14 protein-coding genes are annotated in these 21,295 nt (G+C 44.0%); 7 read left to right on the top strand and 7 right to left on the bottom strand.

The annotated features are described in order from the left end of the window. Nucleotides 1–88 precede the first annotated feature (88 nt). Together pulA and AB4517_RS16140 are read left to right on the top strand one after the other, a co-directional pair. Nucleotides 89–3,691 carry a pullulanase-type alpha-1,6-glucosidase gene (pulA, locus tag AB4517_RS16145; protein WP_372148726.1) on the top strand — a complete coding sequence of 1,201 codons (3,603 nt, stop codon included), beginning with the start codon at nt 89–91 and terminating at the stop codon, nt 3,689–3,691. Nucleotides 3,692–4,123: 432 nt separating this feature from the next. Continuing rightward, a complete protein-coding gene (locus AB4517_RS16140; protein WP_017058851.1) occupies nt 4,124–4,453 on the top strand; it encodes a hypothetical protein in 330 nt (109 codons plus the stop codon). A 102-nt stretch (nt 4,454–4,555) separates the two neighbouring features. On the opposite strand, the gene AB4517_RS16135 is transcribed toward AB4517_RS16140, so the two are convergent. Together AB4517_RS16135 and lamB are read right to left on the bottom strand one after the other, a co-directional pair. After that, the gene (locus tag AB4517_RS16135; RefSeq protein ID WP_372148723.1) at nt 4,556–5,383 is read right to left on the bottom strand and encodes a MalM family protein; all 828 of its coding nucleotides are present in this window, start codon (nt 5,381–5,383) and stop codon (nt 4,556–4,558) included. Between the two features lie 163 nt (nt 5,384–5,546). Continuing rightward, nucleotides 5,547–6,770, bottom strand: coding sequence for a maltoporin LamB (gene lamB / locus AB4517_RS16130; protein WP_372148720.1), 1,224 nt, complete (start codon nt 6,768–6,770; stop codon nt 5,547–5,549). A 434-nt stretch (nt 6,771–7,204) separates the two neighbouring features. On the opposite strand from lamB, the gene glgX reads away from it, so the two are divergent. From glgX to AB4517_RS16115, 3 genes are all read left to right on the top strand, one after another. Further along, nucleotides 7,205–9,190, top strand: a complete 1,986-nt coding sequence (gene glgX / locus AB4517_RS16125; protein WP_104216189.1) for a glycogen debranching protein GlgX — start codon at nt 7,205–7,207, stop codon at nt 9,188–9,190. 240 nt (nt 9,191–9,430) lie between these two features. After that, nucleotides 9,431–11,173 carry a diguanylate cyclase gene (locus AB4517_RS16120; RefSeq protein ID WP_102398418.1) on the top strand — a complete coding sequence of 581 codons (1,743 nt, stop codon included), beginning with the start codon at nt 9,431–9,433 and terminating at the stop codon, nt 11,171–11,173. A 131-nt stretch (nt 11,174–11,304) separates the two neighbouring features. Next, nucleotides 11,305–12,033, top strand: a complete 729-nt coding sequence (locus tag AB4517_RS16115) for a tRNA (adenine(22)-N(1))-methyltransferase TrmK (protein WP_017069730.1) — start codon at nt 11,305–11,307, stop codon at nt 12,031–12,033. A 105-nt stretch (nt 12,034–12,138) separates the two neighbouring features. On the opposite strand, the gene AB4517_RS16110 is transcribed toward AB4517_RS16115, so the two are convergent. Further along, nucleotides 12,139–13,083, bottom strand: coding sequence for an acyltransferase (locus tag AB4517_RS16110; RefSeq protein WP_017063993.1), 945 nt, complete (start codon nt 13,081–13,083; stop codon nt 12,139–12,141). 331 nt (nt 13,084–13,414) lie between these two features. On the opposite strand from AB4517_RS16110, the gene AB4517_RS16105 reads away from it, so the two are divergent. Both AB4517_RS16105 and AB4517_RS16100 read left to right on the top strand, forming a co-directional pair. Beyond that, on the top strand, nt 13,415–14,215 hold the full coding sequence (locus AB4517_RS16105) for a ferredoxin--NADP reductase (RefSeq protein ID WP_017063994.1): 801 nt from the start codon (nt 13,415–13,417) through the stop codon (nt 14,213–14,215). Between the two features lie 347 nt (nt 14,216–14,562). Continuing rightward, entirely contained in the window at nt 14,563–15,558 is a 996-nt protein-coding gene (locus tag AB4517_RS16100; protein ID WP_372148715.1) for a 2-hydroxyacid dehydrogenase, read from the top strand. Between the two features lie 132 nt (nt 15,559–15,690). On the opposite strand, the gene AB4517_RS16095 is transcribed toward AB4517_RS16100, so the two are convergent. From AB4517_RS16095 to AB4517_RS16080, 4 genes are all read right to left on the bottom strand, one after another. Further along, the gene (locus AB4517_RS16095; protein ID WP_372148712.1) at nt 15,691–16,563 is read right to left on the bottom strand and encodes a patatin family protein; all 873 of its coding nucleotides are present in this window, start codon (nt 16,561–16,563) and stop codon (nt 15,691–15,693) included. A gap of 217 nt (nt 16,564–16,780) precedes the next feature. Beyond that, nucleotides 16,781–18,232, bottom strand: coding sequence for a catalase (locus AB4517_RS16090; protein ID WP_372148709.1), 1,452 nt, complete (start codon nt 18,230–18,232; stop codon nt 16,781–16,783). 286 nt (nt 18,233–18,518) lie between these two features. Then, the gene (locus AB4517_RS16085) at nt 18,519–19,691 is read right to left on the bottom strand and encodes a glycerate kinase (RefSeq protein WP_372148706.1); all 1,173 of its coding nucleotides are present in this window, start codon (nt 19,689–19,691) and stop codon (nt 18,519–18,521) included. Between the two features lie 113 nt (nt 19,692–19,804). Then, entirely contained in the window at nt 19,805–21,259 is a 1,455-nt protein-coding gene (locus AB4517_RS16080) for a GntP family permease (protein WP_016799855.1), read from the bottom strand. Nucleotides 21,260–21,295 lie beyond the last annotated feature (36 nt).

Here is a 21,295-nt window from a genome sequence, read left to right as displayed (position 1 = left end):
CATAAATATTAATAAAATTATCTCTCTACGAAATACCTTCAACAATACCAAAAAGAAGAGCTTCAAACGCTCTACATTGGCCAAAGCAATGTTACCGCTCTTCACCGCTACTTTGATCGCGGGTTGTGGTAGTGATAATGATAGCGACAACGGTACAGCCCCTGGCAACAGTGGTTTATACCCTGCAGCTGAAAACGAAGTCGTTATTTACTACAAACGCGATGTTGCCGCTGCCAGCTCATCTGGCTCAACTTACGACGGTTGGGGGCTGCACCTTTGGAATGGTGAAGGCTGTACCAGCACAGATTTAGTCGGCATGGGATTAAGTGAAACCGGAACCGACTGGAACAGCCCTTACGAATATGATGGTATCAGCGATACTTACGGTGCCTATTATGTGTTGAAAGTTGACCCAGATGCCTCTGACCCACACAAATGCATGAACTTCATCTTGCACAATGGTGATGAGAAAGCATTTGGCAGTGCGAACTCAAAAGTCGAGTTAACTAAGCTTGGCGATTCACAAGGCGTATTTGGTTTCCATGGCAGCAGCGAGTTGTACTACGACCCTATTTCAGAGCGACCAGTCAATATTGATGGTCAAAAAGCACACTGGCTAGATGCAACCACAATTGGTTGGGAAGCGGCTAGCAATGCAGACTCTGTGAAGCTTTTCTATGCACTAGACAACAGCATCACAATGAACGATGACAAAGAGATTGTCGGTGGAACTGCAATTGAACTAAGCAAAGACGGAGAACTATCTTCTGAATTGAAAGAGCGTTTCCGACACCTTGCAAGCTTACCTGCCCTAGCTATCGATGTTGACGACAGCACACTTCGCACTATTTTAAAATCTCAGATAATTTTTGTTGCCTACAATGCCAATGGCGATGTTATCTCTTCAACTGAGGTTCAAAAACCTGGTGTGCTTGATGCGGTATTTGCTAGCGAAGATGCTGGTAATGCAATGGCTGAAGAACTAGGCGCAATTGTTGAAGGCAGTGCGGCGACCTTCAAGCTTTGGGCACCAACCGCGCAAGATGTAGAACTCGTTCTATACAGTGAAGATCTGCTTAGTTCACAAGTAATCCCGATGACGGAAAACACTGAGACAGGCATTTGGGCGACTGACGCGGTGTCTAATGCAGTCAACAGTTACTATCGTTACCAAGTGAAGGTCTACCATCCAACCACAGGCAATATCGAAACTCGCCTTGTGACAGACCCATACTCTCTCAGTTTGTCAAAGAACTCAGCATACTCTCAAGTGATTGACCTGAATGATTCAACCTTGAAACCAGCGAACTGGGACAACTACCAACGACCAACCGTAGAGAAAGACGAAGACCACGTACTTTACGAATCACACCTACGTGACTTTAGCTTCAGCGATAAGCTCGGCACAGCTAGCCTAAATGGCAAGTACCTCGCTCTTACAGAAGCCGATCGTGAGTCGGTCAAACACCTACAAGCTCTCCAAGAAGCAGGTTTAACTACGCTGCATATCTTACCAGCATTTGATATCGCTACCGTCGATGAAGATGCCGCGAGCCGTGTTGATATCACCGACACCGTAGGAAAACTGTGTGATGTAAAACCGACAGCTACCTTATGTGGAAGCGAAGACGAAAACAAAGTCATCGAAGACGTACTCGATGGTTATGACCCTTCAACGGGTGACGCACAAGCATTAATGAATGACCTTCGTATGCTTGATAGCTTCAACTGGGGCTACGACCCATTCCATTACACAGTTCCTGAGGGAAGTTACGCGACCGATCCTAATGGTTCTCAGCGTATTCTCGAATTCCGTCAGATGGTCAAAGCTACGCACGACATGGATCTTAAGCTGATCATGGACGTGGTATACAACCACACCAATGCGTCTGGTGTGAACGATAAGTCGGTACTGGATAAGATTGTCCCTGGGTACTACCACCGTCTTAACGTCAACACTGGTGGCGTAGAAAACTCGACTTGTTGTGACAACACTGCGACCGAAAACCTGATGATGGGTAAATTGATGGTCGACTCACTTAAGGTGTGGGCTGACGACTACAAAGTGGATGGTTTCCGTTTTGACTTGATGGGCCACCAGCCAAAAGATGTAATGGTCGAAGCATTGGAAGAAGTGCGCAAAATCGACCCGAATACTCTGTTCTACGGGGAAGGCTGGGACTTTGGTGAAGTCGCCAACAACGCCCGCTTCGATCAAGCGAACCAAATCAACATGGCAGGTACAGAAATCGGTACCTTCTCAGACCGTTTGCGTGACGCCGTTCGTGGTGGTAGCCCATTCGATGGTGGTGTCGACTCAGAAGGGAACCACCCACTTCGCTTTAACCAAGGCTTTGGTAACGCAGCGATTGCCAACGAAGAAACCAAAGTTGATCAAGATTCGATCAATGGTCGTTTACATAACCAAGACCTTGTTCGTTTAGGTATGGCAGGTAACCTCGCAGAATACGTACTGATTGATTACAAAGGCGATACCAAACTGGGTAAAAACGTTGATTACAACGGCGCGCCAGCTGGTTACACCAAGATGCCTTCCGAGAACATCTCTTACGTTTCCAAACACGATAACCAAACACTTTGGGATAACAACGCTTACAAGATCGCCACTGGTACTAGCTCTGCAGAGCGTGCGCGTATGCAGTCTGTATCGCTTTCTACCGTGATGCTAGGCCAAGGCATACCATTCATCCATATGGGTTCTGAACTGCTACGATCTAAGTCTATGCAGCGCGATTCTTACGATTCTGGTGACTGGTACAACCGCGTCATGTTTGATGGGACGGACAACAACTGGAATGTTGGCTTACCTCGTGAAGATAAAGATGGTGCAAACTGGGATCTGATCAAAACAATCATTGCTGACAGCGCGGCTAAACCAGACTCAGACGACATTGAGCTGACTAAGCAGCAATTCCTAGAGCTATTAAAGATCCGTAGCTCAAGCGAACTGTTCCGCTTAGATACAGCTGACGAAGTTATGAAGCGTGTCGACTTCCGTAACGTTGGCGAAGATCAAGTCGAAGGCCTGATTGTCATGTCGATCGATGATGGCGTGTCTGCGGGCGACGATCTTGACCCTGCAAATGATGCGATTGTGGCAGTTGTAAACTCAACTAATAAATCTCAATCATTCAAAATCACAGGAGCAACCGGCTTTACACTTCATGACGTTCAACAAAACTCGGCTGACGACACAGTGAAAGGTGCAAGCTTTGCTAATGAATCATTCACAGTTCCGGCACTAACGACAGCTGTGTTTGTACAAGCACAAAACGGTGCTCAAGGCGCTGGTTTGCCGGTTGATAACTCAGACAAGGATGTATCTAGCATTCCTCCGTACGGTCAAACAACCGTGTACGTGCGTGGTGATATGAATGGTTGGAACCCTGTTGATGATTGGGCGATGAGCTTTGTTGCTAATGGGGTTTATTCTGTAACAGGCAATTTGGAAGCAGGTAACTATGGCTTCAAGTTTGCAGATGCTGATTGGAAAACACCTAACTTTGGTTGCGATTCTGTAGAGCTTGCAAGCGGGTCAATCGATATTGGCACAGGTGGCAATTGCCAATTGAGCGTAACGGAAGCGGGCAGCTACACCTTCACCTTGAATGCCATTCACGAGCTTGACGACAATGTAGACAAAGCTGTGGTATCTGTCACTAAGAATTAAGCTCCAAGCTTAGGTTCAAGTAACAGATAATAAAACAAGCGAAAGCTAGCCTTTGGGAGACGTCAGTCTCCCTTTTTTACAACTATTGAACCCAGCAGATTTAAGCAAATAATAAACAACTGCATCGCCCATTAAAATTCGGGGCATTTCCAACCATACTTTATAGCCCCTACATTCGATTACATGGCTGAAAACTTAGAACTAAAGGGAAAGGATATTCCTTAGAACCGTTAAAACCAGATCTTAACGATATATCATAGTAGGAATGCCGCTCTCCCTTAAGTGAACAGAATTAATCCTGGCAGCCTTTTTTGAAGGGTTACGCCCTACAATTACGATTAAAATACATTCAATTCTCGATGTAATATTCTATCAACAGCAAAACACCGCAGTTGTTTGCGGTGTCGTTAAATTTTGATTAGGAAAACTTCCATGAACCGTAAACATATCATCAAAACCATCCAAATGGGCATCGTGACTACAGCATTGATGGGCGGGATGGCTTTGGCTAATACCACTGATCTTGTAGAATCTACCGACGCTGCTCGCGCCCTGGCACATACTCCTAGCACTGCAACAACGCAACAAATACAAGCTGAAAATGCCGCGCACAAACAGGCACTGCAAACACTTGAAAGCAACGGTAATGTTGATCAATATATGGAAACGGATAAAGCAGGGGAAACGACTACTGGTCACGTATCAAAATGCGAAAATACAGAAGTCCCTTTAGGCGAGAAAGTTGCTGAACATTGCAAATAAAAAGCATATACATTAAAGCGGTATTCGATAGGGTTCCTTAGAAGATGCTAACCGATGCTTAACTTACAAGCATTGCACTTTTAAAGGAACCCTTTATCTATATTACTTGGCGTTGACGGCTCGCACAAAGGCTTCTTGTGCACCTTCAATACCAAGGGCTTTTGCTTCATCTAATAAGCTAAGAGCTTTAGGAATATTGTCTTCAGTTACAGCTGTTTGAATCGCATTGTGATAGTAGGTTTGCGTTTGAGGTTGAATAGTATCGATTTTAGCAACAGCAGGTTTAGCATTAGATTCACTGTTTGATGAACCAATTGAGAAGAAGCTCGCTTTATCGATTGTAACTTCTATCTTACCAACGTTAGCATTTGGAATCGGGATATCTTTTACTTCAGGTAAATAATTACCACGGCCTTCCGCGTCCAAGCGAGCAGGATGGATCACATCAGTAAAACCACCAAGATCAGCTTGATCTGTATAGATAACTAAATAAACTGATTTTGCTGTTGTCGGTGGGTAAAAATCGTTCTCAGCAACGAGGCGGTTTCCTAAGTGTAGTCTTGGTTTTGCGTATTCGAAGCTCTCTTTACCATAACGCTCTAGCTCACGACCGTTTTCGTCATAGATGACCGCATTTGGAACAAACGCTGTGTCGCCGATAATGCTCGTGATATTAATCGAGTACTCACCGCGATCTGCAGGCAGTTCAACCGCGACTACAGGGCTGTTTATTCCTTGGTAATTTAATACTTGGCTATTTGGTGTCACATCAAAAATTGCCGAACTTGGTAGCTTCATAGGAGCAAATTGAAGACCAGCAATAGAGTTAACTTGTTCAGCTTGTGCAACTTGCACTTGCTCTACTACTTGCGCAGATTGGCAACCAGCCAATGCAACACAACCACTCAACATCAGAGCGCGAAAATACATAGTTCTTCCTTATTTTTATTTTTTTAAGAAATTTACTTAGTTAATTACCATAACGAAAATAATTAACCTAGGAAACCTTTTTACTAATCGTACATTCCTTAAAAAAATAGCCGACGTAAGCCGGCTATGAATTAGGACAGTTTAGGATTTTAAGCTAAGTGGCTTACCACCAAGCTTCAACTTGGATACCAACAACGAAATCGTTGTCAGCACCTTTAGCCTTTACAACACCATTTTCTTTAACTTCACCGAATGAATCGTTTTCTAGATCCATCAGGTAGCTACCGTATACGCGGATTTCAGGACGAGCCCAGAAGCTGTCACCCATTGCCCATGCTTGAGCAACAGTAAATTTAGCGCCACCAAAATCTTCTACACCAGTGCCAGCTTGATTAATCTGCTCACCCGCATTGTAGCCAGCTTCAAAAATAGTACGCATAGTGTTGTTCCACTTGTACATTGGACGAACAACTACAGAATATTGGTTGATGTCTTGCTTTGAAGCACCGATATCAGAACCAGCTAAGTAGGCAAGTTGGTGACCCATTTCCCAAGACTCGCCAAGGTTCATTACACCCCAGTTAAGGATTCGGTAACCGAAACCATCATCCTGGTCTCCAGAGCGGTCATAATAAGCACCAGAGCCCCACAAATTAGCCATTTGAACACCGTAACCAGCCGTACCTACTTGAACGACCGTTTGGTTAAAGCCATTGCTCATACCTTGGTGGATGATACCTGTAGCAAGTAGGCCGTCATCGCCATCGTATTTGCCATTCTTGTTTTCAGTACCGAAGTTGTAAACAACTCCAAGCTCTAAACTAGCATCTTCCCATAGCCCGATATTTGCTAGGCGAGCATCAGCCATGTAACCAGCACCATTATCATCTTCGCCATCTTGAATAATCGCTAAAGAAAGTTTTTGGTTACCAACTGAAATATTTTCAATACCGCCACCAGTACCTGATGTATTTAGGAAGTAGAAGTCAGTAATATGAATATCTTTACGTTGGTAGTATGTTTTACCAGCCCAAAGAGTCGCTTCTTCATCGAAAGATAGAACGCCTTTTGCTTTAACAGCGAACTGAGCGACGTTAAAGTCACCGTCTTCCCAGCCATTTGCGCCATCAGCACCAGAAGCGATCATTGATTCTAAACGCCAGGTTTGCTCACCAGTTTTTAGTTCTTCAGCTAAGCCAAACTCAGAATAGTTGTCGTTTTCATTACCTAGACGGCCAATACCATTCTTCATGAATGAAACGTCACCACCATCATTTCCGCTAATACCAGTACCAGCACGCATGTAGCCATTAAAATCTACAGCGAACGCAGAGCCAGCAGCTAACGTAGTTGCCACTGCAGCAGCAATCAAACTTACTTTTTTCATTCTTAACTCCATTAAGGACGATTTATTTTAGGTTTTTATATTTTTGCTCTCTTGCGGCAACCAAAGGCAGTTATGGTAGTCGTAAGATAGAGAGGTTTAGGGTTTCCCCTGATTCGTTTCAACGGGGTCAATATTAAGAGGGGATGACAAGTTTGACTTCCTCCGCCCCTAAGTTAATTAAGGGGGACTAGAGGGGAGTAGAAAATATACAGAATGGTGTTTTAAAGAGGTAGATCACTTAATATAGGAGGAGTAGACAGCACACAGATCTAATTATTCAACATAAGTGAGATCTAGCTCAAATATATAATTTGAACTTCATCGATGAATTATTTTTTTTACCGTAATTAATCTGTGAAGTTGCTTGACCTTATTGTGACAAAGCTTTTTACTTATAGTTCACTGATGTCGATAAACGAACAAGAAATCAAGCAATGACTAGAACGCTCGCTCGCCCTTATCCGCTAGGCGCAACGCTAGGTAACACTGGCTGCAACTTCTCTATTTATTCTCCTGACTGTAAATCTCTTTCACTCGCTCTTTTTGACGAGAACGACGAATTCACCACTTATAAATTGGAAAATGAATACGCTGATATCAGATATGTCTTTATTGATGGTATTAAAGCGGGGCAAAAATACGGCTTCATTGCCGAAACGGACAATGGCCCTATCCTGCTTTCAGACCCGTATGCCAAAGCAATAAGCGAACCGCTCGATTACGTCACGCCATATACCAATGAAAAAAGCTTTGCTATGGCGAAATGTGTCGTTGTTGATGACACCTTCGATTGGCAAGATGTAGAAAAGCCACGCATTAGCCGCGAAGATACCGTTCTTTTTGAAACGCATGTAAAAGGTCTATCTCAACTGCACCCAGAAGTGGCTGCCAATACTAAAGGACGCTACTTAGGGTTAGTGAGCCCTGAAATGCTTGCGTTCTACAAACAGCAAAATATCAACTCTCTACAGCTTTTGCCCATTGCCGCATGCATGCATGAACCACACCTATTAGACATGGGTAAAGTGAACTATTGGGGTTACAACCCATACTTGTTTATGGTGCCTGACCCTCGCTACGCAGAGAAAGATGCCGTAAACGAGTTAAAGACTGCGATTCGCGAACTGCACCGCAATGGCATCGAAGTCATTCTAGACGTGGTGTACAACCACACAGCAGAAGGTGGGGAAGGCGGAACCACCTTCAACCTAAAAGCACTCGATAGCCGCTACTACATTAAACATGGCTGCCATTACGCGAACTTCACTGGCTGTGGAAACACCGTCGACCTTACCCACCAGCCAGCACTCAACTTAGTAATGGATACGCTTCGTTACTGGGTAAGCGAATTCCAAGTCGACGGCTTCCGTTTTGACTTGGCAGCGACACTGGGGCGCGAAGGTGACAACTACAACCCTGAGGCTGCTTTCTTTAAAGCCGTAGCTCAAGACCCTGTACTTAAAGAAACTAAGTTAATCGCAGAGCCGTGGGATATTGGTCCTAATGGTTATCAAGTGGGTAATTTCCCGCTTGGTTGGAATGAATGCAATGACAAGCTGAGAGACATCACACGTAGCTTCTGGCGCGGTGATCAGGGTTACCTAAAAGAGTTTGCTACACGCCTAATGGGCTCTCGTGATATCTACAGTGCAGCGCACTGGCCTTACAAATTAACCGTCAACTACATCACTTACCATGATGGCTTCACCATGCAGGACCTTGTCTCGTACAAGCACAAGCACAATGAAGAAAATGGTGAGAATAACCGCGATGGGCATGGTGATAACCGTTCTGAAAACTACGGTGTTGAAGGTGAAACCGAAAACCTGTTAGTTATCGCAACACGTGAAAAGCAGAAACGCAACTTCATGGCGAGCCTGCTGTTTGCTTTTGGTATTCCTCATATTTTGACGGCCGATGTGTTATCTCATACTCAAAAAGGTAACAACAACGCTTACTGCCAAGATGGCGTGACCAGCTGGCTTAACTGGGAAGATTCAGAGCGCAAGACTTACTTCAAGACTTGGTTATCTGAAATGATCTCTGCTCGTCAGCAATACATGGTGCCGTTTATTAAGGCATTCAGTGGCGAAAAGCGTAACTCTAACCGCATCTTCTGGAGCCGTGTCGATGGCACACTTATGGAGCATGACGACTGGAACCGCTTAAGCTCAGTCGCTTTGCATTTAGGTATTGGTAAAGATGGCGACGAGTTAATTTATCTTATCAACCAAACCAATGCGCCAGCACGTTTCTCGTTACCGAATGACCGTGAACAAAACTGGGTAACCATCTGTGATACCAACTCGCGAAACGTTAAACCCGGTCATGCAGAAGGTGAAATGTTGTTGTCGCCAACTTCGATGGCAATTTTGCACTATTCGCCAGATCAGGCTGATTTGATTAAAGCAAAAGCTTAGTCAGCTTAATAAAACACCGAAAACCATAGAAGCCAGTTATATTTACAGCTGGCTTTTTTGTTAGCTGAATATCACAAAAATCATTCATCCATATGGAATCATTTGCATTGATGTGGTTAATGAAACTGTTTAGTATTGCCGTACTATAAAAATGAATCTATAACGTCTTTGGATATCATGGCTTTACCTAAAACATTAATTCGGCTTTTTAAACCATACATTATTTTATTAACTGGAGGGATGCTCTATCTTGCTATGACTCAGCTTGAAAAAGTAGAAACAGCAGCAACAGAACAATCATCATCAAACATTCGTATCGCAAGCTCTACCATTCGTTCCAACATCGAAGCCACATTCGGCAAACTCTATTTTTTAGAAACCAGTCTAGGCTTGCCTAAAACGGCTCCAATCGGTGATAAAAAATTCAGAGAATTGAGTGATAATATTCTAAGAAGAACACCAAATTTCTCCGATATCGTTCGATACCAACCTAACTCCCAACATTATGTCTCCACTCGTGGCCTTCCTCTTTCCAATGAACAAATCGCCACAATACAATGGCATTCAATAGACGGTGTTGTAGAAGATTTTTACATCTCTTCCGTTTACCAAAAAGCCGATGGACGATGGGTTTTCGCCGTTAAACACACTGCAGAAAAGCTCAACGAAGAAATATGGATTGAGTTTGATTTAATGCATACCACGCAAGGTTTAAGAGATTTAAAAACGCTTAATAATGGCTATGTATTTGTTGTAGACAGAGCAACAGAGCGACTGGTATTCCACCCGGATCCACAGCGTATCGGTTCTAAATCCATCAGCTTCCATGCAGGGATCAGCCACCAACTCTCACAAGGTGAAACCGTTGGTAAGCACGAATATTACTATCAAGATAACTTCAAAATATCGGTATTTGACGCAGACAACAGCTTAAATTGGGTGTTCATTGCGGGCACTGACCGCCATGACATCTTAACCAGCTCACATCAATTTACGTTGACGGGCTTAGTACTGGGCTCACTCCTGCTATTGTGGATTGGTGCCAACTATCTGGCTTATCGTTTGAACGTGTCCTTGTCGCAACTGAATAAAGTCGATGACCTTGTAAGCTTTAAGCGAGAGTTAAAATCCATACTGGATAGTTTCACCTACCAAAAAGGCATTCAATTCTGTCTCTATCAGCTTGAGAACCACGCATTCAGTACCATCGACTATCACGGAAACAAATCCACGGTACATTGTGACAAAGCCCTTGCAGAGCGATTTACACCGGACACTATGGCTTACCGAAGTGGTAAGTACGCCGATCCACTGGCGTGTAAACTCAAAATACACCAACGTCATTACTGTATTCCTTTGCACTCTCGTCAGCAGTTGATCGCAGTGTTGTACGTAAACGTAAACTTACCGATCAGCCAGAGTATTCTACGAATGATCCGTGATTACACTGAAGTCTCTTTGTCTAACTTACTGCTTCAACATCAATTGAGCAGCAAAGATCTGATGACGCAGTTAGACAATAAGAGCAGTTTCAGCATCGCCATCGAAAACTACGTGAGCGAGCCCGATACCTATGTCGCTCTGCTTGATATCGATAACTTCGACCACGTAAACCGAGCCTACGGTGAAGCGGTTGGCGACAAGATGATCAAGCTGACTGCAGAATCGATACGCAGTTACTTCCCCAAGCCAAAGGGACTTTGCTTGGCTCGTGTTGGAGGAAAGGAGTTCGCAGTATTATTCAAAGCCAATGATGTGAAAGATGCCAAATTCCAGCTAGACCAGTGCAGAGTCGCAATCGCGGAGAAAACCATCGTCACTCCAGATATCACCTTATCGCTAGGGGTTAGCGTGGGATACTCGCAAATAGAGGGTGAAACAGACTCAGCTTTAGCGCTGGCGGAACAAGCGAAACTTATCGCGCAACAACTTGGTAAGAACCGAGTGGAAGGCCATATCAGAGCCGTTGCCAAAGCATCGTAAACCTATACTTACATTTCTGTAGCCACTACAAAGCACCTAGGATTCATACCCTAGGTGCTTTTGTTTTTATGGAAAGTCATTACAATGCGCGTTCAACACGACAATACCCCTTTTCTAACGACACGAGCCTTATGAAGCTAAGTAACCGACTGCAAACTCTCCATTCCCTTGTCAGCAATGACTACCAACATATTTGGGACTGTTGTTGTGATCACGGCTTCTTGGGTGTTCAACTGTTGTCGGATAACAAAGCACCTCAGCTTCACTTTGTCGATATTGTCCCGTCTCTTATGAGCGATTTGGAAAGCAAACTTACGCGTTACTTTCCGCAAGGTGCAATAGCAGAACAGAAAGTGACTAGCCAATGGCAAGTCTACTGTATGGATGTCGCCGCTATCCCGCTTGAGAAACATACTGGCAAACACCTGGTGATTATTGCGGGCGTCGGTGGCGATCTTACTCAAAAGCTCGTCGATGATATTCATCGTCAACACCCAGACAAAGCGATCGATTTCTTGCTTTGTCCGGTGCATCAGCAATTCGAGTTGAGAAGCCATTTAAAGGCGATCCATTTTGGTCTTATTGATGAAGTGTTGATTGAAGAGAACCGTCGTTACTACGAGATTTTATTGGTGAGTAATAGTCGCGGTGATTCAGAAAAGAGCCAAACCGTTAGCGAGATATCAAACGTCGGTGACAAGATCTGGACACCAAGTTGTGATGAACAAGTGAAGGTATCACAGCAATACAAAGCCAAAACATTGCAGCACTACTTACGTATCCATCAAGGACAAGAGAAGCAAGGCAAACCTAGCCAAGTAAAGCATATTATTGATGCTTACCAGGCGGTTAAGCCATAGTAAGTACTAACTTAATGGTTTGAATATTAAGAAAGTCAAATTAATAAAAAAGCCGATAGTTCAATGAGCTATCGGCTTTATTAATGCTATCGATTCAGTTTTAGCTTACTGTTCTTGTTTCTTATAAGCCACATCAGGCTCGTCAACTGTCTCTACCTCAGAAGGCTTATCAACCCCATAAACCGTATCAAGGTAGACGTCTTTCTCTTTCCACGTGCTGTTCAACCAATTGTGGAAGCGACGTTTAAAAGCCTTATCTTCAAAGTAATTACCGTTCACGTTCTCATCCATTGGATGCAATTTAATACGCACAACGACCTTAGTCATTTTGCCCTTCAGCATATCTTCAAACGGAGAGGTTTGGTTTTCAGGGTAAGCTAAGGTCACATCCACGATGCCATCCAAAATTGGGCCCATTGCAGATAAAGCAAATGCCACGCCCCCAGTTTTCGGCTTCAATAAGTGGCGATAAGGGGTCTTTGCTGACGCCAGTTTCTCGTGGTTTGCACGAGTCCCTTCAACAAAATTAACCAATGTTGTCGGTGCTAATTTGAACTTAGTACACGCTTTATTGATTGCATTAAAATCATCATTACGGCGTTCTGGGTTGCGTAATAGGAACTCACGAGAGTGGCGTCTCATGAATGGCATATCTAAGCCCCAGCAGGCCAAGCCAACAAATGGTACGTACAACAATTCATGTTTCAAGAAGTACTTCGTCATCGGCATTTTGTCTTTTAGGATTGAAGACAAAATCACAATATCTGCCCAGCTTAGGTGGTTAGACATCATCAAATACCACTGCTTGGTCGAAATATCTTCCCCCCCTTCCACTTGCCATTCGATATCGTTATTGGCGTTCAACATCCATAAATTAAGAGAAGCCCAACACCAGAATGTGAAGTTAGCTAAGCGAGTGCATGATTTTTGAACGACAGAAATTGGCAAAATAAGTTTGATTAGGGCAAACAGGCTCACAGCCAATGCGGTGAATGCAGTATTAATGGTCACGAACAATACGTTCAAGGCCATACGAAGATTATCAAGCATAAAACACAGTTATAATGAGAACGAAAGCCGCCATTATACGCATCTATAAATTATTCTCTTCAGTAATTGATTGAATATCCTAGGGGTCAAACCACTCAACCTATGTTAACGATGTTCAACCAGCTAAAGTCTATTAAAACGAAACCAAAACACATGCACGAGTCATTTGGACTCAAATAGTATGTTGTCTTTTTGACAACATTCGACCCAATAATTAACCTTTAATCAGTATTGATAAGCATTCTCATTATTGGCGTGGTACATGCAACTCTAAAGTGTAAATAGTTGAGTATCCTTAATGAGATAACTTCTCTTCTTAAAGGTGGATGATATGACAGATATTCCTCATGGTTTAGTTACAGGCAAAGTCCTAAACAAAACAGAATGGACAGATCAATTGTTCTCACTCCAGGTTAGTGCACCTGTCTCTTCTTATCAGGCAGGTCAGTTTACTAAGCTTGGCTTGCTCAATAACGAAGGTGAGTTTGTGAGACGCGCTTATTCTATGGTGAATGCACCAGAGCATGAGCAAGGACATCAGCATCTAGAGTTTTTGATTATTAAGGATCAGAACGGTCAGCTCTCGCCTCAACTTCACGAATTGCAAGCTGGTGATGACATCTTTGTCGGGAAAGACCCAAGTGGCTTTATGACATTAGATGAGATCCCAGAGATCGCCGACGATCTATGGATGCTTTCAACCGGAACCGCGGTAGGCCCATTTATCTCAATACTTGAGAGCATGCAGATACAGCAAAATGAGTTGGCTTCAGACAAAGCCTCTTCATTCAAGAATCTGGTTCTAGTGCATGCTGTAAGAACAGAGCAAGACCTGACTTATCGAGATCGTATCACTCAACTCGTTAATCACTTTCAAGGGAGACTTAAATATGTGCCAATTATTTCTAGAGAATCAGTTACCGGAACTTTGCGCGGACGAATCCCAAATTTGTTACTTGGAGGCGACCTCGAGCAAGCCGCGTCTGTCGCTTTCAATCAAACCCGCAGTTTTTTCTACCTTTGCGGCAATCCGCAAATGGTTCGTGACACAAGCGAAGCGCTAACTAGCTTAGGTTTCGAAAAGCACTTACGCAGAAAACCCGGTCAATTCAGCAGTGAGAACTACTGGTAAATAACAACCGCCACTCGTTAGACAGAAGCACAACTTTCAAAGAACAGTTAGAGAAGAGGTTTTATATGAGTCATTTACGTATTCCGTCACACTGGAAAATTCAACGTTCCACACCCGAAAGTAAGATTCATTCAATATTGATGAACTTATAAGCAAGCAACCTCGTAATGTGATTTTTAATGTTCAATAAGTGAAGACAAAAGATCAAATAACCATAGCAATTACAATGACTAATGGTGATAGACAAGAGAAAAAAACTCTAGCACACTGAACAGAGTTATTAGTTTTAATCCCGTCTCAGAGAATGAATTAGTGGGTTATTTATATTTTAGGTAAGAGAGGAAGCCATGCTCAACATTGCTTTTTTTAGCTCAAAATCATACGACGAAAAATCATTCGAACTGGCAAAAGGCGAACTCAACGCTGAGTTTCATTTTCACGATTTTCGACTCACCACAACAACAGCAAAAATGGCGCACGACAACGAAGTGGTTTGTGCGTTTGTAAACGATGACCTATCGCGAGACGTGTTAGAGATTCTTGCTCAAGGCGGCACCAAGTTAATCGCGATGCGCTGTGCGGGCTTTGACAAGGTCGACCTAGACGCAGCCAAAGAGTTTGGTCTGCAAGTGGTTCGCGTTCCGGCTTACTCACCAGAATCGGTAGCAGAACACACGGTTGGCATGATGATGTGTTTGAACCGTAAACTACACAACGCATACCAACGCACTCGTGATGCGAACTTCTCTCTTGAGGGGTTAGTTGGCTTTAACTTCCACGGTAAAACGGTCGGTATGATTGGCTCGGGTAAGATTGGCCTAGCGACGATGCGAATTCTGAAGGGTTTAGGCATGAATATCCTATGCTACGACCCATATCCAAACCCGTTAGCTGTTGAGTTAGGCGCTAAATACGTTGAACTCGACGAACTTTACCAAGAGTCTGATGTGATTTCTCTACACTGCCCAATGAGTAAAGAGAACTACCACCTATTAGATGCGACTGCGTTTGAGAAGATGAAAGACGGCGTGATGATTGTCAACACCAGCCGTGGTGAACTACTGGATTCCACAGCTGCTATCGAAGCGCTTAAACAGAGTAAGATTGGCGCACTTGGTCTTGATGTGTATGACAACGAGAAAGAGCTGTTCTTCCAAGACAAATCAAATGACGTGATTGTCGATGATGTGTTCCGCCGTCTATCTGCTTGTCACAACGTGCTGTTCACAGGTCACCAAGCTTTCTTGACTAAAGATGCGTTGTTCAACATTGCCAACACAACGCTCACCAGTGTTGATGCCTTCTTTACTGGTAACACCAGCGGTAATGAATTGGTCGAGTAATAGACTGGTTTAGTAACAGGCTGCTTTAATAAAATATTGTTTTAAAAATAGATTGTTTTCTAAAATATAAAGCCACGCTAGGTCTTAATGAATAGCGTGGCTTTTTAGCTTAGTCCATTATCGAAAACAGAACTAGACACAAAAGTGACAATCTTCAATATCCAAACCATACACGCCTTTTCGGATCGCGATATGCTCTTCCCCAGCTTGGATGCCCATCTCGTAACCTGCATCAAGTGTCACTTGATCCATGGTCAAACGCTTCACCGCGAAGGCTTCTGGCGGCGCAATCACCTTGATGGTCGCATCTTTTGGTGGATTACGAATGAACTCTAAAGATTGGTTGTAGTTTTCAGCACGTACCGCCATCGACTCAGCAATGTTTGGGAATTTCTTTAACAGCTTTTTCAGCATCCACTGATACTTCTGCGGTTTCATTCGATAACTCAGAGGGTGAGAAAGAATCACGGTAATGTCACGCGCACCACGTCGATATGCTTCGCGAACCGGAATTGAATCCGCTACGCCACCATCGGTATAACAACCACCAGAGAAACACGGAGTTTCGCGGTAAGCAATAGGTAACGCGGTGGTCGCTTCAACCACGTTAGAGAGGTTTTCTGGCTTGATATGGTAGTAGTCTGCACTGCCTGTATCGACGTTTGTTACAGCTGCAATGAGTGGGATACTTGAAAACAGCTCACCACAATCGAGTGGGTAACGTTGGTTAGACTCATCCCACAACCACTTCACGTCCACCAAGTTACCGCCTTTAGCAAAGCGAGTTGGATTAAAGAAGGTTTTGTCGGTCGCCATGGTAGTAATCACGTTATAACTGCGCTTTGGCGCTTGAGATAAGTAACCAACGAGGTTCGACACGCCCGCAGATACACCAATAGCAAAATCATAGGGACGGAAATCGTCTTGCATAAAGGCGTCCAACACTCCGGCTGCGAAGATGCCTCTCATTGCCCCACCTTCAACAATTAATGCGCTTTTACTCATCTCAAACTCTATTACTTTATAAACTGATAGTCGTAGAATAATCCGATCGTTCTTACAAAGATAATGGGATAAATTTATCAATTCGATAGGTAAAAACTATCAATGTGAATAGTTCAACTTTTCAATGATTTAGGGTTGCTTGATGATCAGCGAGATCAAAAAAGGCCGTTGAGTGATTCACTCAACGGCCTTTCAATTAACGAATCAAGATGATTGATTACGACTTAAATTCGCTCACGTCGATTTCAAGCAGTTTACCAATGCCTTCACCGTATGCAGGGTCAGCTTTGTAACAGTGTCTTAGGTGACGCAATTGAATCTCTTTTGGCACGCCGCCTAGGTTGCGAGCAGTGTTATCAAAAAGAATCGCTTGCTTCTCTGGTGTCATTAGGCGGAACAAGTCACCCGGTTGCGAGAAGTAATCTTCATCTTCGCGGTGATCCCAGTGTGCTGCTACGCCATCTAGGTTCAGTGCTGGTTCAGCGAAATCTGGTTGCTCAGCCCATTGACCTTCGTTGTTTGGCTCATAACCTAATGTGCCACCGAAGTTACCATCGACACGCATCGCGCCATCACGGTGGTAGCTGTGTACTGGGCAACGAGGCGCATTCACTGGAATGTGCTGATGGTTTACACCCAAACGGTAACGTTGTGCATCACCGTAAGCAAACAGACGCCCTTGCAGCATCTTGTCTGGCGAGAAGCTGATACCTGGAACTACGTTCGCTGGGTTGAATGCTGACTGCTCTACTTCTGCGAAGAAGTTTTGCGGGTTACGATTTAGCTCAAATTCGCCCACTTCGATCAACGGGTAATCTGCATGAGGCCAGATCTTAGTCAAATCGAACGGGTTGTATGGAACCTTCGCTGCATCCGCTTCTGGCATCACTTGTACTTTCAACGTCCATTTCGGGAAATCTTGGTTATCGATGCTGTCTAGCAAATCACGTTGGTGGCTTTCGCGATCATCACCGATCACTTGTGCCGCTTCTGCGTCAGACAAGTTCTTAATACCTTGCTGAGATTTGAAGTGGAATTTAACCCAGAAACGTTCGTTGTCAGCATTGATGAAGCTGAACGTGTGACTGCCGAAACCATGCATGTGGCGGTAAGTCGCAGGGATACCGCGATCACTCATCACGATAGTAATTTGGTGAAGTGCTTCAGGTAAAGAAGTCCAGAAATCCCAGTTGTTCTTCGCGCTGCGCATGTTAGTGCGAGGGTCACGTTTAACGGCGTGGTTTAAGTCTGGGAACTTAAGAGGATCACGAAGGAAGAATACTGGCGTGTTGTTACCCACCATATCCCAGTTGCCTTCTTCAGTATAAAACTTCAACGCGAAACCGCGAATATCACGCTCCGCGTCCGCTGCGCCACGTTCGCCAGCTACCGTTGTAAATCGTGCAAACAGATCCGTCTTTTTACCGATTTCAGAGAATAGTTTTGCCTTGGTGTATTTTGTGATGTCGTGTGTAACGGTAAATGTGCCGTAAGCACCTGAGCCTTTCGCGTGCATACGACGCTCTGGAATCACCTCACGATCAAAATGCGCCATTTTTTCTAAAAACCAAACATCTTGAAGAAGTTGAGGACCGCGTTTACCCGCAGTTTGAACATTCTGGTTATGAGCAACAGGACAACCCGCAGCTGTAGTTAATTTTTTACTCATCATCTATTCCTTATTACCTTTTAGATGCACCATCTTTGTTGCATCTTTACTTCTGAATGGTGGCTATTCATCACACAAAACCACGCAGTAATTAAGGATATAGAATACGCCTGGGCTAAAGTAAAATATAATCGTTTGTATTTATCGTTATCATGGATAAAACCTATCAAATTAATGATCTAAATCATAATCATTCAATATTGACAATAATATTTACAATATAATAATCATGAACTTACAACACGAAGAAAACCAAAGCTAGGCGCAGCCTACCTCGTAGAAGCCACTATTTTTGAGATATTTTGTGACCTAACCGTAAAGTCGCTGCGATATTTCTTGCCGTTCTTGTTAAGTTAAGCTCCGCCTCTTGTAATACTTTTTCTAAAGTTTGTGGCGATCTTACAGTTCCAAACAAGCTGCTCATTTCGCCGTAAAGCGCTTCTACTTCGGTGCCTAAAGATCCGGCAATTCCTATGGTTGGAATGCCCTGTAAGCTCGCACGTTTGGCAATGCCATAAGGTGTTTTTCCTTGCAGAGTTTGATTGTCCATTTGCCCTTCACCGGTAATCACAAGATCTGCGCCTTTCAATACTTCATCGGCTTGCAAAACATCAAGCACCATCTCAATACCCGGTTTAATCTGCATGTTAAACAACAAACCAAGCCCCATTGGAGCACCACCAGCCGCGCCATAACCAGTACGCTTGTGAACGGGATCATCCCCACGAACACAACCTTGCGATTCAACTACTTGAGCAAAATTCTCAAGCGCCTTATCAAGCATCACAACTTGTTCTGGGCTTGCGCCTTTTTGTGGGCCGAATATATGGCTAGCACCGTTATCACCACACAACGGATTATCGACATCGCACGCCACAATTAACTCGATATCAGCATAGCGTGAATCTAAACCAGTAAGATCAATCGATGATAAATCAGCTAGTGCAACGCCACCTCGGTTAAGCTCTTGCCCTGCATTATCTAACAGTGTCCCACCTAATGCTTGAACAATACCTGCACCGCCATCATTAGTTGCACTGCCACCCAATCCAAGAATAATCGTTTGAGCGCCCTGCTCTATCGCCTCCAAAATCAATTGCCCCGTTCCGAATGAAGAAGCAATCAATGGATCACGCTGCTCTGGTTTCAACAAGTCCAAACCAGAGGCAGCGGCGATCTCAATTAAAGCCGTTTTCTTAGGATTCTGATCCGACGGTTCTAGCATTGCCCATTCTGCATTGACTGGTTGCCCTAACGGCCCTTCGACTTGGCTATGTCGCTTTTCACCAAAAAGCCCTTGGAGCAATACATCCACAGTCCCTTCACCGCCATCGGCCAAAGGCAAGGTCACATAGTCAGCGTCAGGGAAGATTTCACGAAAGCCCTTTTCGATACACGCTGCCACCGATAAGGCAGATAAAGACTCTTTAAACGAGTCTGGTGCAATAACAATTTTCATACTGAGAGATCCAAAAGATTAGTAATTTTGATGAGTGCCCGATCCAAAAATGCCCCTATTGAAGATCAGCAAGCTAATCACTTAATAGGGGCAGTATATAAAGCTATGCAATATTAGTTAGTAACGGCTGTCTTTACTTGTGATTTCTCTTTACTTTTTAGCCACACAAACAGAGCACCTAACACAGCAATTGGTATCAGTGGATCAATCCACGTACCGCCTTTACCAAATACCAGGTTGAGAACCATGATGATGCTTGCACCAATCGCCCATGCGATAGTTGAAGACACAGACCAGATCTTGATTTGGTCTGCAAGTTCAGTAATACCTAACGTACGGTTAATGATATGAAAGTATGAATCGTTCAAGTGAGAGAAGCCTACAGGACCTACTGCACAAGCAAGGGCCACGAACACAGGATCCAAACCTAACGTTTCAACAAGAGGTAATGTCATTGTCGCCGCAACCATCATGGACGCCGTTGCTGAACCTTGGATTAAGCGAAGCATAGATGCAATTGCTAATGGTACTAATAATGGTGGAATGCCACTGCTCGCGATCGCTTCTGCAACTTGAGGCCCAGCACCTGATGCTTTAAGTACTGCACCCATTGCGCCACCACAGCCAGTTACCACAAGAATTAGACCTGTAGTAGACAGAGCATCATCCATAGAGCTAACCATGTCTTTACGTTCGATGTGGCGAGTAAGACCGTATAGCGCCATAAGAACACCGATACCTACAGCCACCACTGGGTTACCAATCAACGAAATAACGTTGTGCATTGCAGTATCACCTTGACCAACAAGCGTATTGATTAGAATGAATGCGATTGGCAACAAAATTGGACCGAATGATAAAAAGTTACTTGGTAGCTCTCTGTCATCTGTCTCTTTTACTTTTTCAAGGTTTGCCCAATCAGCTTGGTTCGTAATCCATGTTTCACCGTTTGGTACGCGGTAGTACTCGTTACCTACTCGGCGAATATAAATCATAGAAAGAAGCATCATAGGGATAGAAACCATCAAACCCCACAACATGTACTCACCTAGATCTACACCTAGAATTCCAGCCACAGCAACTGGGCCCGGTGTTGGTGGCACAAGTGCGTGAGTGATAAGCAAGCCAAGTGCTAGAGTCACACCAAGGCCAACCGCTGACTTACCCGTATCTCGTGAGATTGCGCGAACAAGGGAATGCAAAATGATGTACGCAGAGTCACAAAAAACCGGGATAGCCACTAATACGCCAGTGAAACCTAGTGCTAAATCTTCACGGCCTTTACCACAAAGCTTAACAAAGGTTTTTGCCATACGAACCGCAGCCCCAGAACGCTCGAAACACGCGCCCATGATCACGCCAAACGCGATAATCAGGCCAATGCCGCCTAAAACACCACCGAAGCCTACTTTAATTGCGTTGATCAATTCGGTTGGTGCCATTCCTGCAAACAGACCCATGATGATACTTGCAATAATCATAGCAAGTGCGACTGGGATTCTCGTTTTAATAATCATACCCATCATGGCTAAAATGCCAATTACGATGCCTATCAGTGCTCCATCCATTTTATATTCCTTTTGTCTCTTTCTTCATTTTTATGA

Origin of the sequence: Vibrio sp. 10N.222.52.C3 (assembly GCF_041474195.1) — a bacterium.
Classification (GTDB): Bacteria; Pseudomonadota; Gammaproteobacteria; order Enterobacterales; family Vibrionaceae; genus Vibrio; species Vibrio crassostreae_C.
Note: the sequence above shows the minus strand (reverse complement) of the source record. Positions and strands in the feature narration are given on the sequence as shown.